10 protein-coding genes are annotated in these 15,601 nt (G+C 72.4%); 2 read left to right on the top strand and 8 right to left on the bottom strand.

What is annotated here, in order from left to right:
* Positions 1–224 precede the first annotated feature (224 nt).
* The 3 genes from DVA86_RS16780 to DVA86_RS16770 all read right to left on the bottom strand — a co-directional run bounded on the left by DVA86_RS16780 (position 225) and on the right by DVA86_RS16770 (position 4,378).
* A complete protein-coding gene (locus tag DVA86_RS16780) occupies positions 225–1,826 on the bottom strand; it encodes a M4 family metallopeptidase (RefSeq protein WP_245996678.1) in 1,602 nt (533 codons plus the stop codon).
* A gap of 240 nt (positions 1,827–2,066) precedes the next feature.
* The gene (locus DVA86_RS16775; RefSeq protein WP_208879331.1) at positions 2,067–3,113 is read right to left on the bottom strand and encodes a type III polyketide synthase; all 1,047 of its coding nucleotides are present in this window, start codon (positions 3,111–3,113) and stop codon (positions 2,067–2,069) included.
* 56 nt (positions 3,114–3,169) lie between these two features.
* Complete coding sequence (locus DVA86_RS16770) at positions 3,170–4,378, bottom strand: cytochrome P450 (RefSeq protein WP_208879329.1); 1,209 nt, start codon at positions 4,376–4,378, stop codon at positions 3,170–3,172.
* 191 nt (positions 4,379–4,569) lie between these two features.
* Here DVA86_RS16770 and DVA86_RS16765 point away from each other — a divergent pair, with 191 nt between their 5' ends.
* On the top strand, positions 4,570–5,028 hold the full coding sequence (locus tag DVA86_RS16765) for a hypothetical protein (RefSeq protein ID WP_208879328.1): 459 nt from the start codon (positions 4,570–4,572) through the stop codon (positions 5,026–5,028).
* A 280-nt stretch (positions 5,029–5,308) separates the two neighbouring features.
* Here DVA86_RS16765 and DVA86_RS16760 read toward each other — a convergent pair whose 3' ends face one another.
* The 4 genes from DVA86_RS16760 to glgX all read right to left on the bottom strand — a co-directional run bounded on the left by DVA86_RS16760 (position 5,309) and on the right by glgX (position 12,842).
* Positions 5,309–7,252 (bottom strand): ABC transporter ATP-binding protein, encoded by a 1,944-nt coding sequence (locus tag DVA86_RS16760; protein WP_245996677.1) that lies wholly within the window; start codon positions 7,250–7,252, stop codon positions 5,309–5,311.
* A complete protein-coding gene (locus tag DVA86_RS16755) occupies positions 7,249–9,255 on the bottom strand; it encodes an ABC transporter ATP-binding protein (protein WP_208879326.1) in 2,007 nt (668 codons plus the stop codon). Before DVA86_RS16755 ends, DVA86_RS16760 begins: the two co-directional genes overlap by 4 nt.
* A 34-nt stretch (positions 9,256–9,289) precedes the next feature.
* Positions 9,290–10,531 carry an MFS transporter gene (locus tag DVA86_RS16750; RefSeq protein WP_425470988.1) on the bottom strand — a complete coding sequence of 414 codons (1,242 nt, stop codon included), beginning with the start codon at positions 10,529–10,531 and terminating at the stop codon, positions 9,290–9,292.
* A 106-nt stretch (positions 10,532–10,637) separates the two neighbouring features.
* Positions 10,638–12,842, bottom strand: coding sequence for a glycogen debranching protein GlgX (glgX, locus tag DVA86_RS16745; protein ID WP_208879323.1), 2,205 nt, complete (start codon positions 12,840–12,842; stop codon positions 10,638–10,640).
* Between the two features lie 382 nt (positions 12,843–13,224).
* Between glgX and DVA86_RS16740 the strand changes: the two genes are divergently transcribed.
* A complete protein-coding gene (locus DVA86_RS16740; protein ID WP_425470987.1) occupies positions 13,225–14,469 on the top strand; it encodes a L,D-transpeptidase in 1,245 nt (414 codons plus the stop codon).
* A gap of 76 nt (positions 14,470–14,545) precedes the next feature.
* Here the strand turns inward: DVA86_RS16740 and DVA86_RS16735 are convergent, their stop codons facing one another.
* Positions 14,546–15,553 (bottom strand): CopD family protein, encoded by a 1,008-nt coding sequence (locus tag DVA86_RS16735; protein WP_208879321.1) that lies wholly within the window; start codon positions 15,551–15,553, stop codon positions 14,546–14,548.
* Positions 15,554–15,601 lie beyond the last annotated feature (48 nt).

Genomic DNA, 15,601 nt, shown 5'->3' with positions numbered 1-15,601 from the left:
ATGCGGCGCCGAACGGGGTCAGCGTGCCACCGCGGGTCTGGCGTGTCAGGCACGCGACAAGACTTTGGCTGAAATCTGTCCGTTGTACGGGATTTCGTATCCGGTAATCGACAAGCGCCGCCCCGCCGGAGGCTCGGGGCCTCCGGCGGAGCGGCGCTGCGGTACGACTCCGCTACGTGCGATGTGCCGTTGCCACGTGCGGTGCGACTCCTACGTGCCGTGGACTACTTGACGTTCACCGCGGTCCAGGCGGCCTCGACCGTCTTGACCTCGGGGCTGTCCGCGCCGTACAGGCCGGTGGCCGCGGTGACCGTGGCCTTGCGTGCGGCGGCGTAGTCGGTGGTGGAGGTCATCTCCTCGGTGAGGGCCTTGAACCAGATCTGCTCGGCCTTCTCGATGCCGATGCCCTCGACCGTCGAGCCGTCGGAGGTCGGCGAGTTGTACTTCACGCCGTTGACCTCGCGCTCGCCGCTGCCCACGGACAGCAGGAAGAAGAAGTGGTTGGCGATGCCCGAGGAGTAGTGCACGTCGACGTCGCCGGCGCCCTCCTCCCAGAAGTCCAGGGAGTTGCCGTCCTTGCTCGGCTCGTCCATGTACCGCAGCGGGCTGCCGTCGCCGTTGATGTCGATCTCCTCGCCGACCATGTAGTCGGCGACGTCCTCCGGGTTCTCGGCGCTGAACTCGACGCCGGCGGCGAAGATGTCGGAGGTGGCCTCGTTCAGCCCGCCCGACTCGCCCTGGTACTCCAGGCCGGCGGTGTTCGAGGTGACGCCGTGGGTCATCTCGTGGGCCGCGACGTCGATCGACGTGAGCGGGTGCTCGTTGTTCTCGCCGTCGCCGTAGGTCATGCAGAAGCAGCTGTCGTCCCAGAAGGCGTTGACGTAGTTGTCGCCGTAGTGGACGTTGCTGGTGGCGGCCTGGCCGTCGCCCTTGATGCCTTCGCGCTTGTGCACGTTCTTGTAGTAGTCCCACGTCAGCGCGGCGCCGTAGTGCGCGTCCACGGCGGCGGTCTGCTTGTCCGCCGCGGTGCCGTCGCCCCACTTGTCGTCGTCGTCCGTGAACGGCTTGCCCTCGCTGCCCTGGCCGTTCTCCAGGTCGAGGGTCTTGTGGCCGCCGCGGTCGGCGTCGGTCAGCGTGAACTTGCCGTCGGCGTCCGAGGTGCCGAGCTCCACGCTGCCGGCGTACATGCTCTCGCCGGTGCCGTTGTGGATGCCCTGGTACTCGTACAGCTTCTTGCCGGTCTGCGCGTCCGTGATGGTGTGCAGCTCGTTCGGCGTGCCGTCCTTCTGCAGGCCGCCGGTGACGGTCTCCCAGGCGAGTACGGGCTTGCCGTGCGCGGCCCAGACCACCTTGCGCGGCGCCTCGCTGCCCTTCGCCTTCGGCGTGGCGGGCTTCTTGGAGGCGGCGGCGGTGGTGCCGGCCACCTTCACCTCGGCCTCGGTGGCCTTGGTGACGCGCTCGGCCTTGCCGGACTTCGACTCGTGGACGATGAGGTCGCCGCCGAGCACCGGAAGTCCGTCGAACGTGCGGGCGTAGCGGGTGTGGACGGTGCCGTCCTCGTTCTTGACGACGTCCTTGACCTCCAGCCCCTCCTTGGCGCCCAGGCCGATCTCCTTGGCCGTGGCGGCCTTCGCGGCCTCCGTGTCGGCCGCCTTGACCAGCTTGGTGTGCTGCGCCGCGGAGAGCGCCACGGGCGCGCCGCCCGCGTCGGGACCCTGCTGCTTGGGTGCGGAGGCACCCGCCGTGCCCGCCGTGACGCCCGCCGCGACCAGGGCGGCCGTCGCGGCGAGCGCGGATATGCGGTGCTTCTTGCTGAGCGTTCTCACTACGTTCTCTCCTCTGCCATGGGGGACCGGAACCGGCCCGAGGGCTGGATCCGGACAGAACTGAGGTGCGTGTGACGTGTGTCCGTACGCGTGGTTGGTGCCCCGGCAGCCTGCCACCGAGGTCGCGTACATGTCACCAGTGCCTCTTTGGAAAGGAGGACGTTGGCCGGAAATCGTTATGTGCGCACCGCATACCGGGCGGAGGAGCAGACCAGTGCGCGTGCGCGCGCGGCGGCTGCCTCAGGTGTGCCACCTGCCGACGGCGATCTCCGCCGTGATGCCGGGGCCGAAGCCGGCGACCAGTCCGCGGGCCGTGTCCACCGCGGTGCCCTCCGCGAACATCCGGTCCAGCGCGTCGAAGACGACCGAACTGGCGATGTTGCCGCGCTCGGTGAGCGTCGCGCGGCTGAAACGGAACATCTCCCCGGCGAGCCCGAGGTAGTGCGAGAGGTCGTCCAGGATACGCGGCCCGCCCGCGTGGACGATCGCGAAGTCCAGTCCGGTGACGTCCCATTCGTGGTGCTGTACGAGCGCGTGTACGGCCGGCGCGAGCATCCGCATCGTGCCCGGCACGCGCTTGTCCAGCAGGAAGTGGAATCCCGTCTCGCGGACCGCGTACGAGATCCAGTCCTCGGTGTCGGGCACCAGGTGCGAGCTGTTGCGCTCGATGTTCATGCCGATGCCGCCCTCGCCCCGTATCACGACGGCCGAAACGGCGTCCCCGAACAGGCCGTTGGACAGCAGGGAGCCCACGGCCAGGTCGGTGGGCTGATAGCAGAGCGAGCAGAACTCGCAGGAGACGATGAGGACGTTGGAGCCGGGGTACGCCGTGCAGAAGTCGTGCGCCCGGTTGATCGCCGCGCCGCCCGCCGCGCAGCCCAGCTGGGCGATGGGCAGCTGCCGGGTCTCCGGCCGGAAGTGCATCGAGTTGATGAGGTACGCGGTGAGCGACGGCATCATGAAGCCCGTGCACGAGACGTAGACGATCAGGTCGATGTCGTCGGGCACCACCTCCGCCTGCGCCAGCGCCCGGTCCACCACGCGGGGGACGCGGGCCTTGGCCTCCGCCTCGTACACCCGGTTCCGCTCCTCGAACCCGGGGTGCCGCAGCGTCTCGCCGAGCGGCTGCACGAGATGGCGGGTGCGGACCCCGGTGTTCTCGATCAGCCGCAGTACGAGGTCCAGTTGCGGGTGTCCGGCGTGCAGCTCGCGCGCCAGCTGCAGCGTCTCCTCCCGGGTGATCACGTGGTCGGGGACGGCGACGGCCGGCCGGCACAGTGTGGCCATAGACCCTCTCTCTGCTCGGGGTGAGGTGTGCTCCGGGTCCCCGCGGGACGCGGTGGTCACCAGGTGACCGGCAGCGTGAGCGGGTGACGCCAGATGGAGGTGGTGTTCCACGGCACGTCCCCCGGACCGACCGCCAGGCGCAGCCCGGGGAAGCGCGCGACGAGCTTCGAGAACGCCACCTCCAGCTCCATCTCGGCGAGCGGCGCGCCCAGGCAGTGGTGCGCGCCCCAGCCGAACGTCATGTGCGGCACCGACTCCCGTTCCAGGTCCACCTCGTCGGGCCGGTCGAACTTCGCCGGATCGCGGTTCGCGGTGAGGTACGAGACGTGCACCACGTCCCCCTCCCGTACGAGCACCCCGCCCAGCTCCACGTCCTCCGTGGCGACCCGCGGGATGCCGACGCCCTTGCGGAACGGGATGTGCCGCAGCAGCTCCTCCAGTACCCGCGGCAGCCGCGCGGGTTCGGCGCGTACGGCGTCGAGCAGGTCGGGCCGGGTGAGCAGCGTGTAGCTGATGTTCGCGAGCTGGTACGTGGTGGTGTCCTGCCCGGTGATGAGCAGGACCATGGCCATGACGGCCAGTTCGCGGTCGTCGAGCAGCCCGGCGTCGTCGTCGCGGGCCGTGGCGAGCGTGCTGACGAGGTCGTCGCCGGGGGACCGGCGGCGCTCGGCGGTGAGTTCGGTGAAGTACGCGCGCAGCTCGGCCTTGGCCTGTACGGCCGCCTCCCGGCCGCTCTGCACGGTGTTCATCATGGTGAGGGCGTGGCCGCGTAGCCAGGGCCGGGTGTCCTCGGGGATGTCGAGCGCCTCGCAGACCGTGGTGAGCGGCAGTGGCGCGGCCAGCTTCGCGAACAGGTCGGCGGGGGCGCCCGCGTGCTCGATGTCCGCGAGCAGGTCGTCCACGACGCGTTCCGTACGGGTCCGCATCCGGGCCACGTGGCGCGGCGCGAAGCTCTTGGCGACGAGGCTGCGGAGCCTGCTGCTGGCGGGCGGGTCCATCAGGTTGATCGCCTCGGACTGCACGATCGGTTCCGGCGTCATGCGCGGGAAGTCCCGCCCGATCAGCGCGTTCCGGCTGAAGCGGCGGTCGGTGGTGACGGTGCGTACGTCCTCGTAGCGGGTGACGAGCCAGGCCGTGCCCTCGCCGTACTTCATCCGGATACGGGCCACCGGCTCCTCGGTGCTCAACTGCCGGAGCAGCGGGTCGAACTCCAGGGCCTCGGCGTAGTCGAACGGGCAGTCCCACACCTCACCTGCGCTGTTCATGTGCGCTCCTCCCACTTGGCTTCGGATGGGGCGGTGGGACTGTTACCCACATGTAGACATGGGCACATCCGGAATGCCGGTGCATAACCGATAGGGGCACCAATCGCACGTTCGTCGCATCTCTGTCGGCGAGGGGTGTGACCCGGGTCACCAAAGGGAGTTGTCACGCGGCGGGCCGGTCGCCCGTCCAGTTGCCGAACCGCCCCCGGAACGGCCGGGGGCCAGGCGACCGCGCAGCGCCGGGCCGTACGCAGGGCGGCACCGGACGCCGTCGTCAACATGCTCACGGCAATCCCCGCCGACTCGACCCGCGCCGGCCGGCCCGCGACTTCGCGCTCGCCAACCGGCTGCGCACCGAGGGCACCCGCCACCTGTACGAGGCCGCCGAGGCGGCCGGCGTACGCAGGGTCGTCGCCCAGGGGCTGGCGTACGCCCACGACCCGGGCGGCACCGGATCAGGTACGGGCGAGGGCGGCCCCGGTGGGGAACTCGGCGGGCTCGGCGGGCTCGCCGGACTCGGCGAACTCGCCGGCGAGGACGCGCCGTTGTGGCTGCGGCCGCCCAAGCAGTTCGTGACCGTGCTCGGCTCGTCGGCGGCGGGCGCGCCGTGTTCTCCTTCACCCACGCCCACGACGCCGCCACCGTGGTGACCGCGGCCCTCGACAGGCCCGTCACCGGCGCGCGCTACATCGTGGACGACGACCCGGCCCCGGTGCACGAGTGGCTGCCGAGCCTGGCGCGTACGCTCGGCGCACCCGCGCCCAAGTCCGCGCCCGCCGTGCTCGCCCGGCTCGCCGTCGGCGGCTGGGGCGTCGCCTTCATGACGCGGCTGCGCGGCGCCGACAACGCCCGCGCCAAGCTCGCTCTCGACTGGCGCCCCCGCTATGCCTACGGGGAGCGGTACATCGCGGTGCGTACAGCCGCGTCCTGTCACACCAGGCTGTCGCGCCAGGCCTGGTGCAGTTCCGCGAAGCGGCCCGTGCCCGCCGTGAGTTCGGCCGGCGGGCCGTCCTCGACGATGCGGCCGTCGGCCATCACCAGCACCCGGTCCGCGATGTCCACCGTCGACAGGCGGTGCGCGATGACCACAGCCGTACGGCCGCGCAGCACCGTGTCCATCGCGTGCTGCACCGCCCGTTCGCCGGGGATGTCCAGCGACGAGGTCGCCTCGTCCAGGATCAGCACCGCCGGGTCGGCGAGCAGCGCGCGGGCGAACGCGACGAGCTGCCGCTGCCCGGCGGAGATACGGCCGCCCCGCTTGCGTACGTCCGTGTCGTACCCCTCGGGCAGCGCCGTGATGAACTCGTGCGCGCCGATCGCACGCGCCGCCTCCTCGATGTCCGCGCGGGCGGCGTCCGGGCGGCCGATCGCGATGTTCTCCGCGACCGTGCCGGAGAACAGGAACGCCTCCTGCGTGACCATCACGACCGCGCGCCGCAGCGTGGCGGTGTCCAGGTCGCGCAGGTCCGTGCCGTCGAGCAGGATGCGGCCCGCGGACGGGTCGTAGAACCGCGCCAGCAGCTTCGCCAGCGTCGACTTGCCCGCGCCCGTCGCGCCGACGACGGCCACCGTCTGCCCGGCGGGCAGCGTCAGGTCGAAGTGGGGGAGCACCTCGTCGCCCGTGCGGTACGTGAAGCGGACGCCGTCGAAGACGACCTCGCGGCCGTGGACCGCGTCGGCCCGTTCGGGCAGCGGGCGCGGCTCAGTGGGCTCCGGGACGGTCGGGCGCTGCGCGAGCAGGCCGGCGATCTTCTCCAGGGAAGCGGCCGCGGACTGGAGGGAGTTGAGGAACATGCCGAGGTGGTCGATCGGGTCGTAGAGCCGCCGCAGATACAGCGCGGAGGCGGCGAGCACGCCGAGGGCCAGCTCGCCGGCGGCCACGCGGTACGCGCCCCACACCACGATGGCGGCGACGGTGGCGTTGGCGGTGAGCCGGGACGACACGACGTACCGGGCCATCTCGAGGATGGCGTCGCCGTTCACCCGCAGATGCCGGTGGTTGAGCTCCCGGAACGCCTCGTCGTTGGCGGCCTCGCGGCGGAACGACTGCACCGGGCGGATGCCGTTCATCGTCTCCGCGAACTTCACGATGACGGCGGCGATCGCCGTGGACCGCTGCCGGTAGATCCGCATCGAACGGCGCTGGAACGACCGCACCAGCAGCGCCAGCGGCACGAACGACAGCAGCGCGGCGCCGCCCAGGCCCAGGTCGAGCCAGAGGAGCATCACCGAGATGTACGCCACCGAGACGACGACGGTGAGCAGCTCCTGCAGCCCCTCGTCGAGGAGTTCGCGCAGCGACTCGACGTCGGTGGTGGCGCGGGAGATGAGCCGGCCGGAGGTGTACCGGTCGTGGAAGTCCACGCTGAGCGCCTGCGCGTGCTGGTAGATGCGGCCGCGCAGGGCGAGCAGCACGCTCTGGTTGACGCGGGCCGCCGTCCTGATGAACGCGAACTGCAGCAGCCCGGCCGCCAGCGTGCAGAAGAGGTAGCCGACGGCGACGGCGATCAGCGGGCCGTGGTCGTCGTTCTCGCGGAACGCCGGGACGGCGTGGTCGATGGCGTATGCCACCAGCAGCGGCCCGGCCTGCACCGCGGCCTGCTGGATCAGCAGCAGCGTGGCGGCCAGGGCCACGCGGCGGCGGTGGGGGCGCAGGAGCGAGCCGAGGAGCGTACGGGAGGCGCCCTTGGGCGCGGGCAGCACGTCGCGGTCGAACGGGTCGCCGGACGCGGCGTCTTCGGCCGGGCCCGCCGCTTCGGCCGGGCCCCGGGGCGCGGTGCCTGGCCCGGCCGGTTCCGGCCGCGGTGCGCCGTCCGGCTGGTGCGGGTGATCGGCGCCGTCGGGCGTCGCCTGCCCGTCCACGGTCGTCGTCACCGTACGCTCCCCTCGGCTGCGGCGCCCGCCGTACGGGCACCGGGGGCCGGGTCTCGGTCGGAATCAGGAACTGGGCCCGGCCCCGGGTCAAGGCCGGGGTCTGGTCGCGGGTCCGCCGCCGGGTCGCCCGACATCAGCGAGGCGTACTCCGCGCTGCGGTGCAGCAGTTCGCGGTGGGTGCCGACGGCGGTGACCCGGCCGCCGGAGAGCAGCGCCACCCGGTCGGCGAGCAGCACCGTGGACGGGCGGTGCGCGACGACCAGCGCCGTCGTACCCGAAAGCACCTCGCGCAGGGCGGCCTCCACCGCCGCCTCCGTATGCACGTCCAGCGCCGACAGGGGGTCGTCCAGGACGAGGAAGCGCGGGGCGCCGACCACCGCGCGGGCCAGCGCGAGGCGCTGTCGCTGCCCGCCGGACAGCGACAGGCCCTGCTCGCCGACCTGGGTGCCGGCGCCCTCCGGCAGCGCGTCCACGAAGCCCTCGGCCTGCGCGACGCGCAACGCCCGTCTCAGCTCCGCCTCTTCGGCGCCGGGCCCGCCCATCAGGACGTTCTCGGCGACGGAGGCGGAGAACAGCGTCGGCTCCTCGAAGGCGACGGCGACGAGGGAGCGCAGCCGGTCGCGGGGCAGCGCGGTGATGTCGGTGCCGTCCAGGGTGATGCGGCCCGACGTGGCCTCGTGCAGCCGCGGCACCAGCGCGGTCAGCGTCGTCTTGCCGCTGCCGGTGGCGCCGACGAGGGCCATGGTCTCGCCGGATCTGACGTGCAGGTCGATGCCGTCCAGCACGGGCGGTGCGCCGGGCGGCGCGTCGGGGTAGCGGAAGGTGACGCCGCTGAACCGGAGCCCGTCCGCCGCGCCCGCCTTCCGTACGGTGCCCGCGCCCGCGTCCCGTACGGTCTCCGCGCCCGTGCCCGCCTTCCGTACGGTGTCCGCGCCCGCGTCCCGTACGGTGTCCGCCGCGTCCTCCGGGATCCGTTCGTCGACGACCTCGAAGAACCGGTCCGTCGCCGTCGCCGCCTCGTTGCTCATCGCCAGCAGGAAGCCCAGCGACTCCACCGGCCAGCGCAGCGCGAGCGCCGTCGAGAGGAACGCGACCAGGGTGCCCGCCGAGAGGCCGCCGTCCGCGACCTGCACCGTGCCGAGGACGAGCGCGGCGCCGATGGCCACCTCCGGCAGCGCCATGATCAGCGCCCAGATCCCGGCCAGCAGCCGCGCCTTGTGCAGCTCCGTGTCCAGCAGCCGGTCCGAGTGCGCCCGGAACGCCCGCGCCTGGCTGCGGTGCCGCCCGAAGCCCTTGATGATGCGGATGCCGAGAACGGCCTCCTCGACGACCGTCGTCAGGTCGCCGATCTGGTCCTGGGCTCTGCGCGCCGCCACGGAGTACCGCACCTCGAAGATCGAGCACAGCACGGCCAGCGGCAGCAGCGGGGCCAGGATGACCAGCCCCAGGGTCCACTCCTGGAGGAGCATGATGGTGCAACCCGCCACGATGGTGGCGCCGTTGACCAGCAGGAAGGTCAGCGGGAAGGCCAGGAACATGCGCAGCAGCTGGAGGTCCGTGGTGGCCCGCGACAGCAGCTGGCCGCTCGCCCAGCGGTCGTGGAACGAGACCGGCAGCCGCTGCAGCCTGCTGTACAGGTCCGCGCGCAGCGACGCCTCGACGCCCGCCAGCGGCCGCGCCACCAGCCAGCGCCGCAGCCCGAACAGCGCCGCCTCCGCGACGCCGACGGCCAGCAGCAGCGCGCCGCCGAGCCACACCCCGCCGGTGTCCCGGTCCGCGACCGGGCCGTCCACGAGCCACTTCAGGATCAGCGGGATGACCAGACCCAGACACGAGGCGACGATCCCGACGAACGCCGCGCTGAACAGCCGCACCCGCACCGGCCGTACGTACGGCCACAGGCGCAGCAGCGAGCGTACGGCGGACCGCTTCGGGTCCTGCCGCTTGCCGGAATCGGGGGCGGGCGCGGGGGCCTGGGCGTCGGGGGTCGGGGTCGCAGTCATCACCAGCGAGATTACGGTTCGCGACTGACAACTCTCACTCGGTTTTCGGGCCCTTGGCCGTAACCCGCTCCCCGCGTCCGGCCGGGTTCTCCGCCCGCCGCAGATTCCGGATCGCCGGCACGGACAGCAGCGCGACGCACACCACGACCACCATCACGGCGCCGACGAGCAGCACCGTACGCGCCCCGAACAATTCCGCCGCGGGCCCCGCCAGCGCCTGCCCGGCGGGCATCATCGCGAGCGAACCGGCCACTTCGTAGGCGTGGATGCGGTTCAGGATCGGGCCGGGCACCTGCGTCTGGACGGTGGTCGCCCACATCACGCCCCAGAAGGCGATGGACGCGCCGGACACCGCCGTACACGCCATCATGGCCGGCACCGGGAGCTGGGCGCCGACCGCCGCCGGGTAGAGCGCGAAGCCGAACAGGGCGAACGACCCGGCGCGCAGCAGCCGTACGGGGCGCATCCGCATCGCGAGGAGCCCGCCGACCGCTGTGCCCGCCCCCAGCGCGGAGTTGACGAGGCCGAACGCGCCGGCCCCGTGGTCCGGGATGATCTCGGCCGCGGTGAGCGGGACCAGCGGGCCCGAGGCGGAGATCATCAGGACCATCCAGATCACGATCACGCCCCACATCCAGGTGCGCGCCCTGAACTCCCGCCAGCCCTCCGCGAGATCGGCCCGGTACGTCGTACGGCCGCGCCCGCCGTGCCCCTCCGCGGCCGGCGCCAGCCGGAGCAGCAGCAGGCACAGGGCGCTGACCGCGTACGTCGCCGCGTGTGCCGCGAACACGCCGCCGGGCGAGGTGAGCGCGACCAGCATCCCGGCGAGCGCGGGCCCGGCGAGCATCATCAGGGACTCGGCCGTACGGATCGCGCCGTTCGCGCCCTGCACGTCCCGCGCGACCCGGGGCACCGTGCTGGCGACGCCCGGCTGGAACAGCCCGGCGGCGATGCCGTTGACCGCGCCGATGACGCATATCTGCCACAGCACCACGTGCCCGCTGAAGAACAGGGCGGCCGCCAGCCCCTGCGAGCCGACCCGGACCACGTCCGAACCGACCATCAGCGCACGGGTGTCGAAGCGGTCCGCGAAGACGCCGCCGAAGACGACGAACCCGGCGAGGCACACCGAGAACGACGCCAGCGCGTAGCCGATCGCCCCGGCCCCCAGCCCTTCCTGGAGCAGGCCCGCGGACAGCGCGATGGGCAGCATCGCGTCGCCGAGCTTGGCCACGGTGCGCGCGCCGAAGAACAGCAGGAAGTCGCGGGTCCACAGGCCTGGCGGGAGTTCGGTGGCGGGGGAGCTGCCGGTGAGCGCGGGGGCAGGGGTACGGGTCACAAAGTGTCAGTCTCGTTCGGGTGAGCGACGGATGTCCACGCGGTTATCGCCCGGGCGTCCGCAGAGGCCCGGCGCGCAGAAGCAGCACCGCGCGCGCGGGCAGCGGCACCTCCGTGCCCGCGTCGTGCACCGTGCCCGGCGGCCGGGACTGGTCCTCGAGGGAGGTGTCCAGCACCAGTTCGTACGTCTCCGCCCACGGCGGTCCCGGCAGCGGGAACGCGCCGGGGCGCGCGCCCGCGTGCAGCACGCACAGGAAGCTGTCGTCGGTCACCGGCTCCCCGCGGGCGTCTCGCTGCGGAATGCCGTGCCCGGACAGGAACATGGCGAGCGTGCCGCCCGGCGCGTACCAGTCCTCCTCCGTCATCTCCGTCCCGCGCCCCGTGAACCACGCGACGTCGCGCAGCCCCTCCGGACCGTGCGCCCGCCCGGAGAAGAACGCCTTGCGGCGCAGCACCGGATGCGCGCGGCGCAGCCGTACGAGCCGCGCCGTCAGCTCGCACAGCTGCCGCCAGCCGGGCTCGTCGAGCAGCGACCAGTCGAGCCAGCTGATGTCGTTGTCCTGGCAGTACGCGTTGTTGTTGCCCCGCTGCGTGCGCCCCAGCTCGTCGCCCGCGACGAGCATGGGCACGCCGGTGGACAGCAGCAGGGTCGTCAGCAGGTTCCGCAACTGGCGGCGCCGCAGGGCGAGTACGGCCGCGTCGTCCGTCTCGCCCTCCGCGCCGCAGTTCCAGGACCGGTTGTCGTCGGTGCCGTCGCGGCCGTCCTCGCCGTTGTCGGCGTTGTGCTTCCGCTCGTACGACACGAGGTCGCGGAGGGTGAAGCCGTCGTGCGCGGTGATGAAGTTGACCGACGCGTACGGGCGGCGCCCGCCCCACGCGTACAGGTCGCTGGAGCCGGACAGCCGGTAGCCCAGGTCGCGTACGTCGGGCAGGGCGCCGCGCCAGAAGTCCCGCACGGTGTCGCGGTAGCGGTCGTTCCACTCCGTCCACAGCGGCGGGAAGGCGCCGACCTGGTAGCCGCCGCTGCCGATGTCCCAGGGCTCGGCGATGAGCTTCACCCGGCGCAGCACCGGGTCCTGGGCGATGACGGCGAGGAACGGCGAGAGCATGTCCACGTCGTGCATGGAACGGGCGAGGGCGGCGGCGAGGTCGAAGCGGAAACCGTCGACGCCCATCTCCTGCACCCAGTACCGCAGCGAGTCGGTGATCAGCCGGAGCGTCTGGGGCCGGACGACGTGCAGGGTGTTGCCGCAGCCGGTGTAGTCGGCGTAGCGGCGCGGATCGCCGTCGGCCTGCCGGTAGTAGCCCCGGTTGTCGATGCCGCGCAGGGAGAGCGTCGGGCCGTGCTCGCCGGCCTCCGCCGTGTGGTTGTAGACGACGTCGAGGATGACCTCGATGCCGGCGCCGTGCAGCGCCCGCACCATCCGCTTGAACTCGCCGACCTGCTGCCCGCGCGTGCCGGAGGCGGAGTAGCCGGCGTGCGGCGCGAACCAGCCGATCGAGTTGTAGCCCCAGTAGTTGCGCAGGCCGCGCCGCAGCAGGTGGTCCTCGTGCGCGAACTGGTGCACCGGCAGCAGCTCCACCGCCGTCACGCCCAGCCGCGTCAGATGCGCGAGCGCGGCCGGGTGCGCGAGCCCGGCGTACGTGCCGCGCAGCGGTTCGGGGATGCCCGGGTGGCGCTTCGTGAAGCCGCGGACATGCAGCTCGTACAGCACCGAATCGGGCCACGGCGTCTTGGGCCTGCGGTCGTCCACCCAGGTGTCGCGGTCGTCCACGACGACGCCCTTCGGCACGTACGGCGCCGAGTCCCGCTCGTCGCGAACGGTGTCGGCGAGGTCGTGCTGCGGCCAGTCCCGCACGTGCCCGTACACCTCGGCGGGGAGCGCGTAACCGCCGTCCACGGCGCGGGCGTACGGGTCGAGCAGCAGCTTGGCCGGATTCCAGCGGGCGCCGGTCCAGGGGTCCCAGCGGCCGTGCACGCGGTAGCCGTAGCGCTGCCCGGGGGCGACGCCGGGCAGGAAGCCGTGCCAGATCTCGTGTGTCAGCTCGGTGAGCCGGTGCCGGGTCTCCCGCCCCGCGTCGTCGAACAGGCACACCTCGACGCCCTCGGCCTCGCCCGCCCACAGCGCGAAGTTGGTGCCCGCGACGCCGTCCGGGCCGAGATGGTGCCGGGCTCCGAGCGGCTGCGGGCTGCCGGGCCACGCGGTTGTCGGCTCGGTGCCGCCGGGCCGGTCGGTTGCGTGCGCCACGTGTCTTCCTCCACCACCGGCTGTGAGCCTCGGACCTGCGGTCGGCCTTTCCCCGTACGCCGGCGGGTGTCACGGGGGCGTGCCCTGGAAAGACCTGTTCGAGTGACGGAAACTGCGACCGAACGGTGACATCCGTGGTGCTTACGGCCGTACGACGATGTGGTTTTCTGTCCCTGTCTGAAAATCGCGCCCCGCTGACGGCGACCCGGACGACTGTCCGCCGCGCGGATGACGTCCGCCGTGCGGACGGTGCCCGCCGGTGCCGCGCCGCGGCGAGGGAAGCGCCGTCGCGCCCGGGGACGCGGGGCCGGGGGCGCACGCGGGGTGCGCGGTACGTGCGAGCGGGACACAAGGGGGAGCCGTCGTGGATCTCAAAGCCATGCTGAACGCGGACGCGATACGGGACGCGGTACGCGGGGACGGCAGGCGCCGGATCATCGGCAGTTCCGTCGCGGTGCTCGGCCTGCTCCTCGTCCTGCTGCTGCTCGTCGTCACCTCCTGCGGCGGCGACGGCAACTCGGCGGCGGCCGACAAGCAGCGCGAGAAGGAGAAGGCAACGGGCCCCTCGGAGGCCGTGGTCGCGGTCGCGCCCAAGGACGGCGCGAAGAACGTGGCCACGACCGGCGCGCTGGAGGTGACGGCCTCCAAGGGCAAGCTCACCAAGGTGACCGTGAAGGACGAGGAAAACCGCGAGGTGCCCGGGAAGCTCGCCAAGGGCGGCGCGTCCTGGAAGCCGGAGGGGCATCTGCGGACGAAGACGGAGTACACCGTCGACGCGCAGGCCGAGGACTCCGAGGGCCGGGTGTCCGCCAAGCACGCCGTGTTCAGCACCGTCGTCCCGGACGACACGTTCGTCGGGCGCTTCACACCGGACGACGGCACCAAGGTCGGCGTCGGGATGCCCGTGTCGATCACCTTCAACCGGCCCGTCGAGAACCGCGAGGCGGTGGAGAAGGCACTCGAGGTGACCGCCGACCCCGAGGTCGACGTCGAGGGCCACTGGTTCGGGGACGAGCGCATCGACTTCCGCCCCGAGAAGTACTGGAAGGCCGGCACCAAGGTCAGCCTGAAGATGAACCTGAACGGTGTCGAGGGCGCCAAGGGCGTCTACGGCACGCAGCAGAAGACCGTGGACTTCACCGTGGGCCGCAGCCAGGTCAGCGTCGTCGACGTGAAGAAGAAGCAGATGACCGTCACCCGCGACGGCAAGAAGATCAAGACCATCCCGATCACGGCCGGCGCCCCGCCCAACACCACGTACAACGGCAAGATGGTGATCAGCGAGAAGCACGAGGTCACCCGCATGAACGGGGAGACCGTGGGCTTCGGCGACGAGTACGACATCAAGGACGTGCCGCACGCGATGCGGCTGAGCACCTCCGGCACGTTCATCCACGGCAACTACTGGGCGGGCAAGCCCACCTTCGGCTCAGCCAACACCAGCCACGGCTGCGTGGGCCTGTTCGACCTGCGGGGCGGCGGCACGTCGACGCCGGGGGCGTGGTTCTTCAAGAACTCGATGATCGGCGACGTGGTCGAGGTGAAGAACTCCAAGGACGAGACCATCGCCCCCGACAACGGGTTCAACGCCTGGAACATGGACTGGGAGGAGTGGACCAAGTCCTGACGGGGACCGGTCCGGGGGCCGGCGGACGGCGCGCGTACGGACGGCGCGCGTACGGACGGCGCGCCCGCGCCCGCCGTCAGCCCGACGGCGGCACCGGCACCACCGTGAGCACCGCCGACACCACCACGACGGCCGCCAGCGCCACCGACTCGGCCTTCGCGGGCCGCGTCACGCCGACCAGTTCCGGGTCGCCGCGGTCCAGGCCGCGCCGTGCGGTCAGCGCGAGGGCGCTGACCGCAGCGAACAGGCCGAGCTTCACCAGCAGCGTCCGCCCGTACGCCGTGCTGAACACCTCGTCGAGCGGCAGCCGCCGCAGCGTGCTGAGCGTGCCCGTGACGGCGACCGCCGCGAAGGTGGCGGCGGCGAGCCGGGTGTAGCGGCGCAGCAGCGCCCGGACCGCGCCCGGCTCATGACGCCACAGCAGCCCGGCGCGCAGCACGTACACGAGGCCGCCGACCCACAGGGCGGCGGCCGTCAGATGCACGCACGTGAGCAGCGCGCCGACCAGCGGGGTGTCGTCCTCGGGGTGCGCGCGCAGCGCCTCCGCCACGACGACCATCGCCAGCGGTACGGGCGCCCACTTGCGGCGGCCGGTGCCGAAGCAGAGGGCGGCGAGCAGGAAGCCGTTGGCGGCGAGGTGCGCGAGACCGCCCGTACGGGTGCCGTACACCTCGATGTGCTGGGCGGCGCCCGACGCGCTGTTCAGGAACCCGCCGCTGTCCAGCAGCAGGAGCTGCCCCTCCGCGCAGACGACGCCTGCCACGGCGGCCCAGGTCGCCCGGCTGGCCGGCAGCGGACCGGGGGCCTCCGGCACGGCGCGGACCATACGGGCGCCCGCCAGCTCCCCGAGCAGCACCGCCAGCGAGAGATACAGCCCGGAGCGCAGCAGAGCGGCCGATCCGGCGCCGGGCGCGAGCAGTTCGCCCGTACCGGAGGTGGCGAGCGCCGCGCCGTACAGCGCGCCGAGCGCGCCAGCGGCGGCGAGGACGGTGACCAGCAGGGCGCGCTGCCAGGGCCGCAGGGGGCGCCGGGTCCGGCGGGGTCCGGTGCGGGCGTGTCTGCCGGGGCGGTCGGAAAGTGTCACCGCACGATCATCTACATAGTGTCGCCGGTACAGCAAGGTTATGGGACA

The sequence above is a fragment of the Streptomyces armeniacus genome (genome assembly GCF_003355155.1).
GTDB classification, from domain to species: domain Bacteria; phylum Actinomycetota; class Actinomycetes; order Streptomycetales; family Streptomycetaceae; genus Streptomyces; species Streptomyces armeniacus.
The sequence above is the reverse complement of the archived record's forward strand: the minus strand, read 5'-3'. Positions and strand labels throughout refer to the sequence as shown.

What these genes read in the sequence shown, in the direction of transcription:
- DVA86_RS16775 (WP_208879331.1), bottom strand. Translation starts at nt 3,113, where the DNA reads ATGGCCACACTGTGCCGGCCGGCCGTCGCCGTCCCCGACCACGTGATC.
- DVA86_RS16770 (WP_208879329.1), bottom strand. Translation starts at nt 4,378, where the DNA reads ATGAACAGCGCAGGTGAGGTGTGGGACTGCCCGTTCGACTACGCCGAG.
- DVA86_RS16755 (WP_208879326.1), bottom strand. Translation starts at nt 9,255, where the DNA reads ATGACTGCGACCCCGACCCCCGACGCCCAGGCCCCCGCGCCCGCCCCC.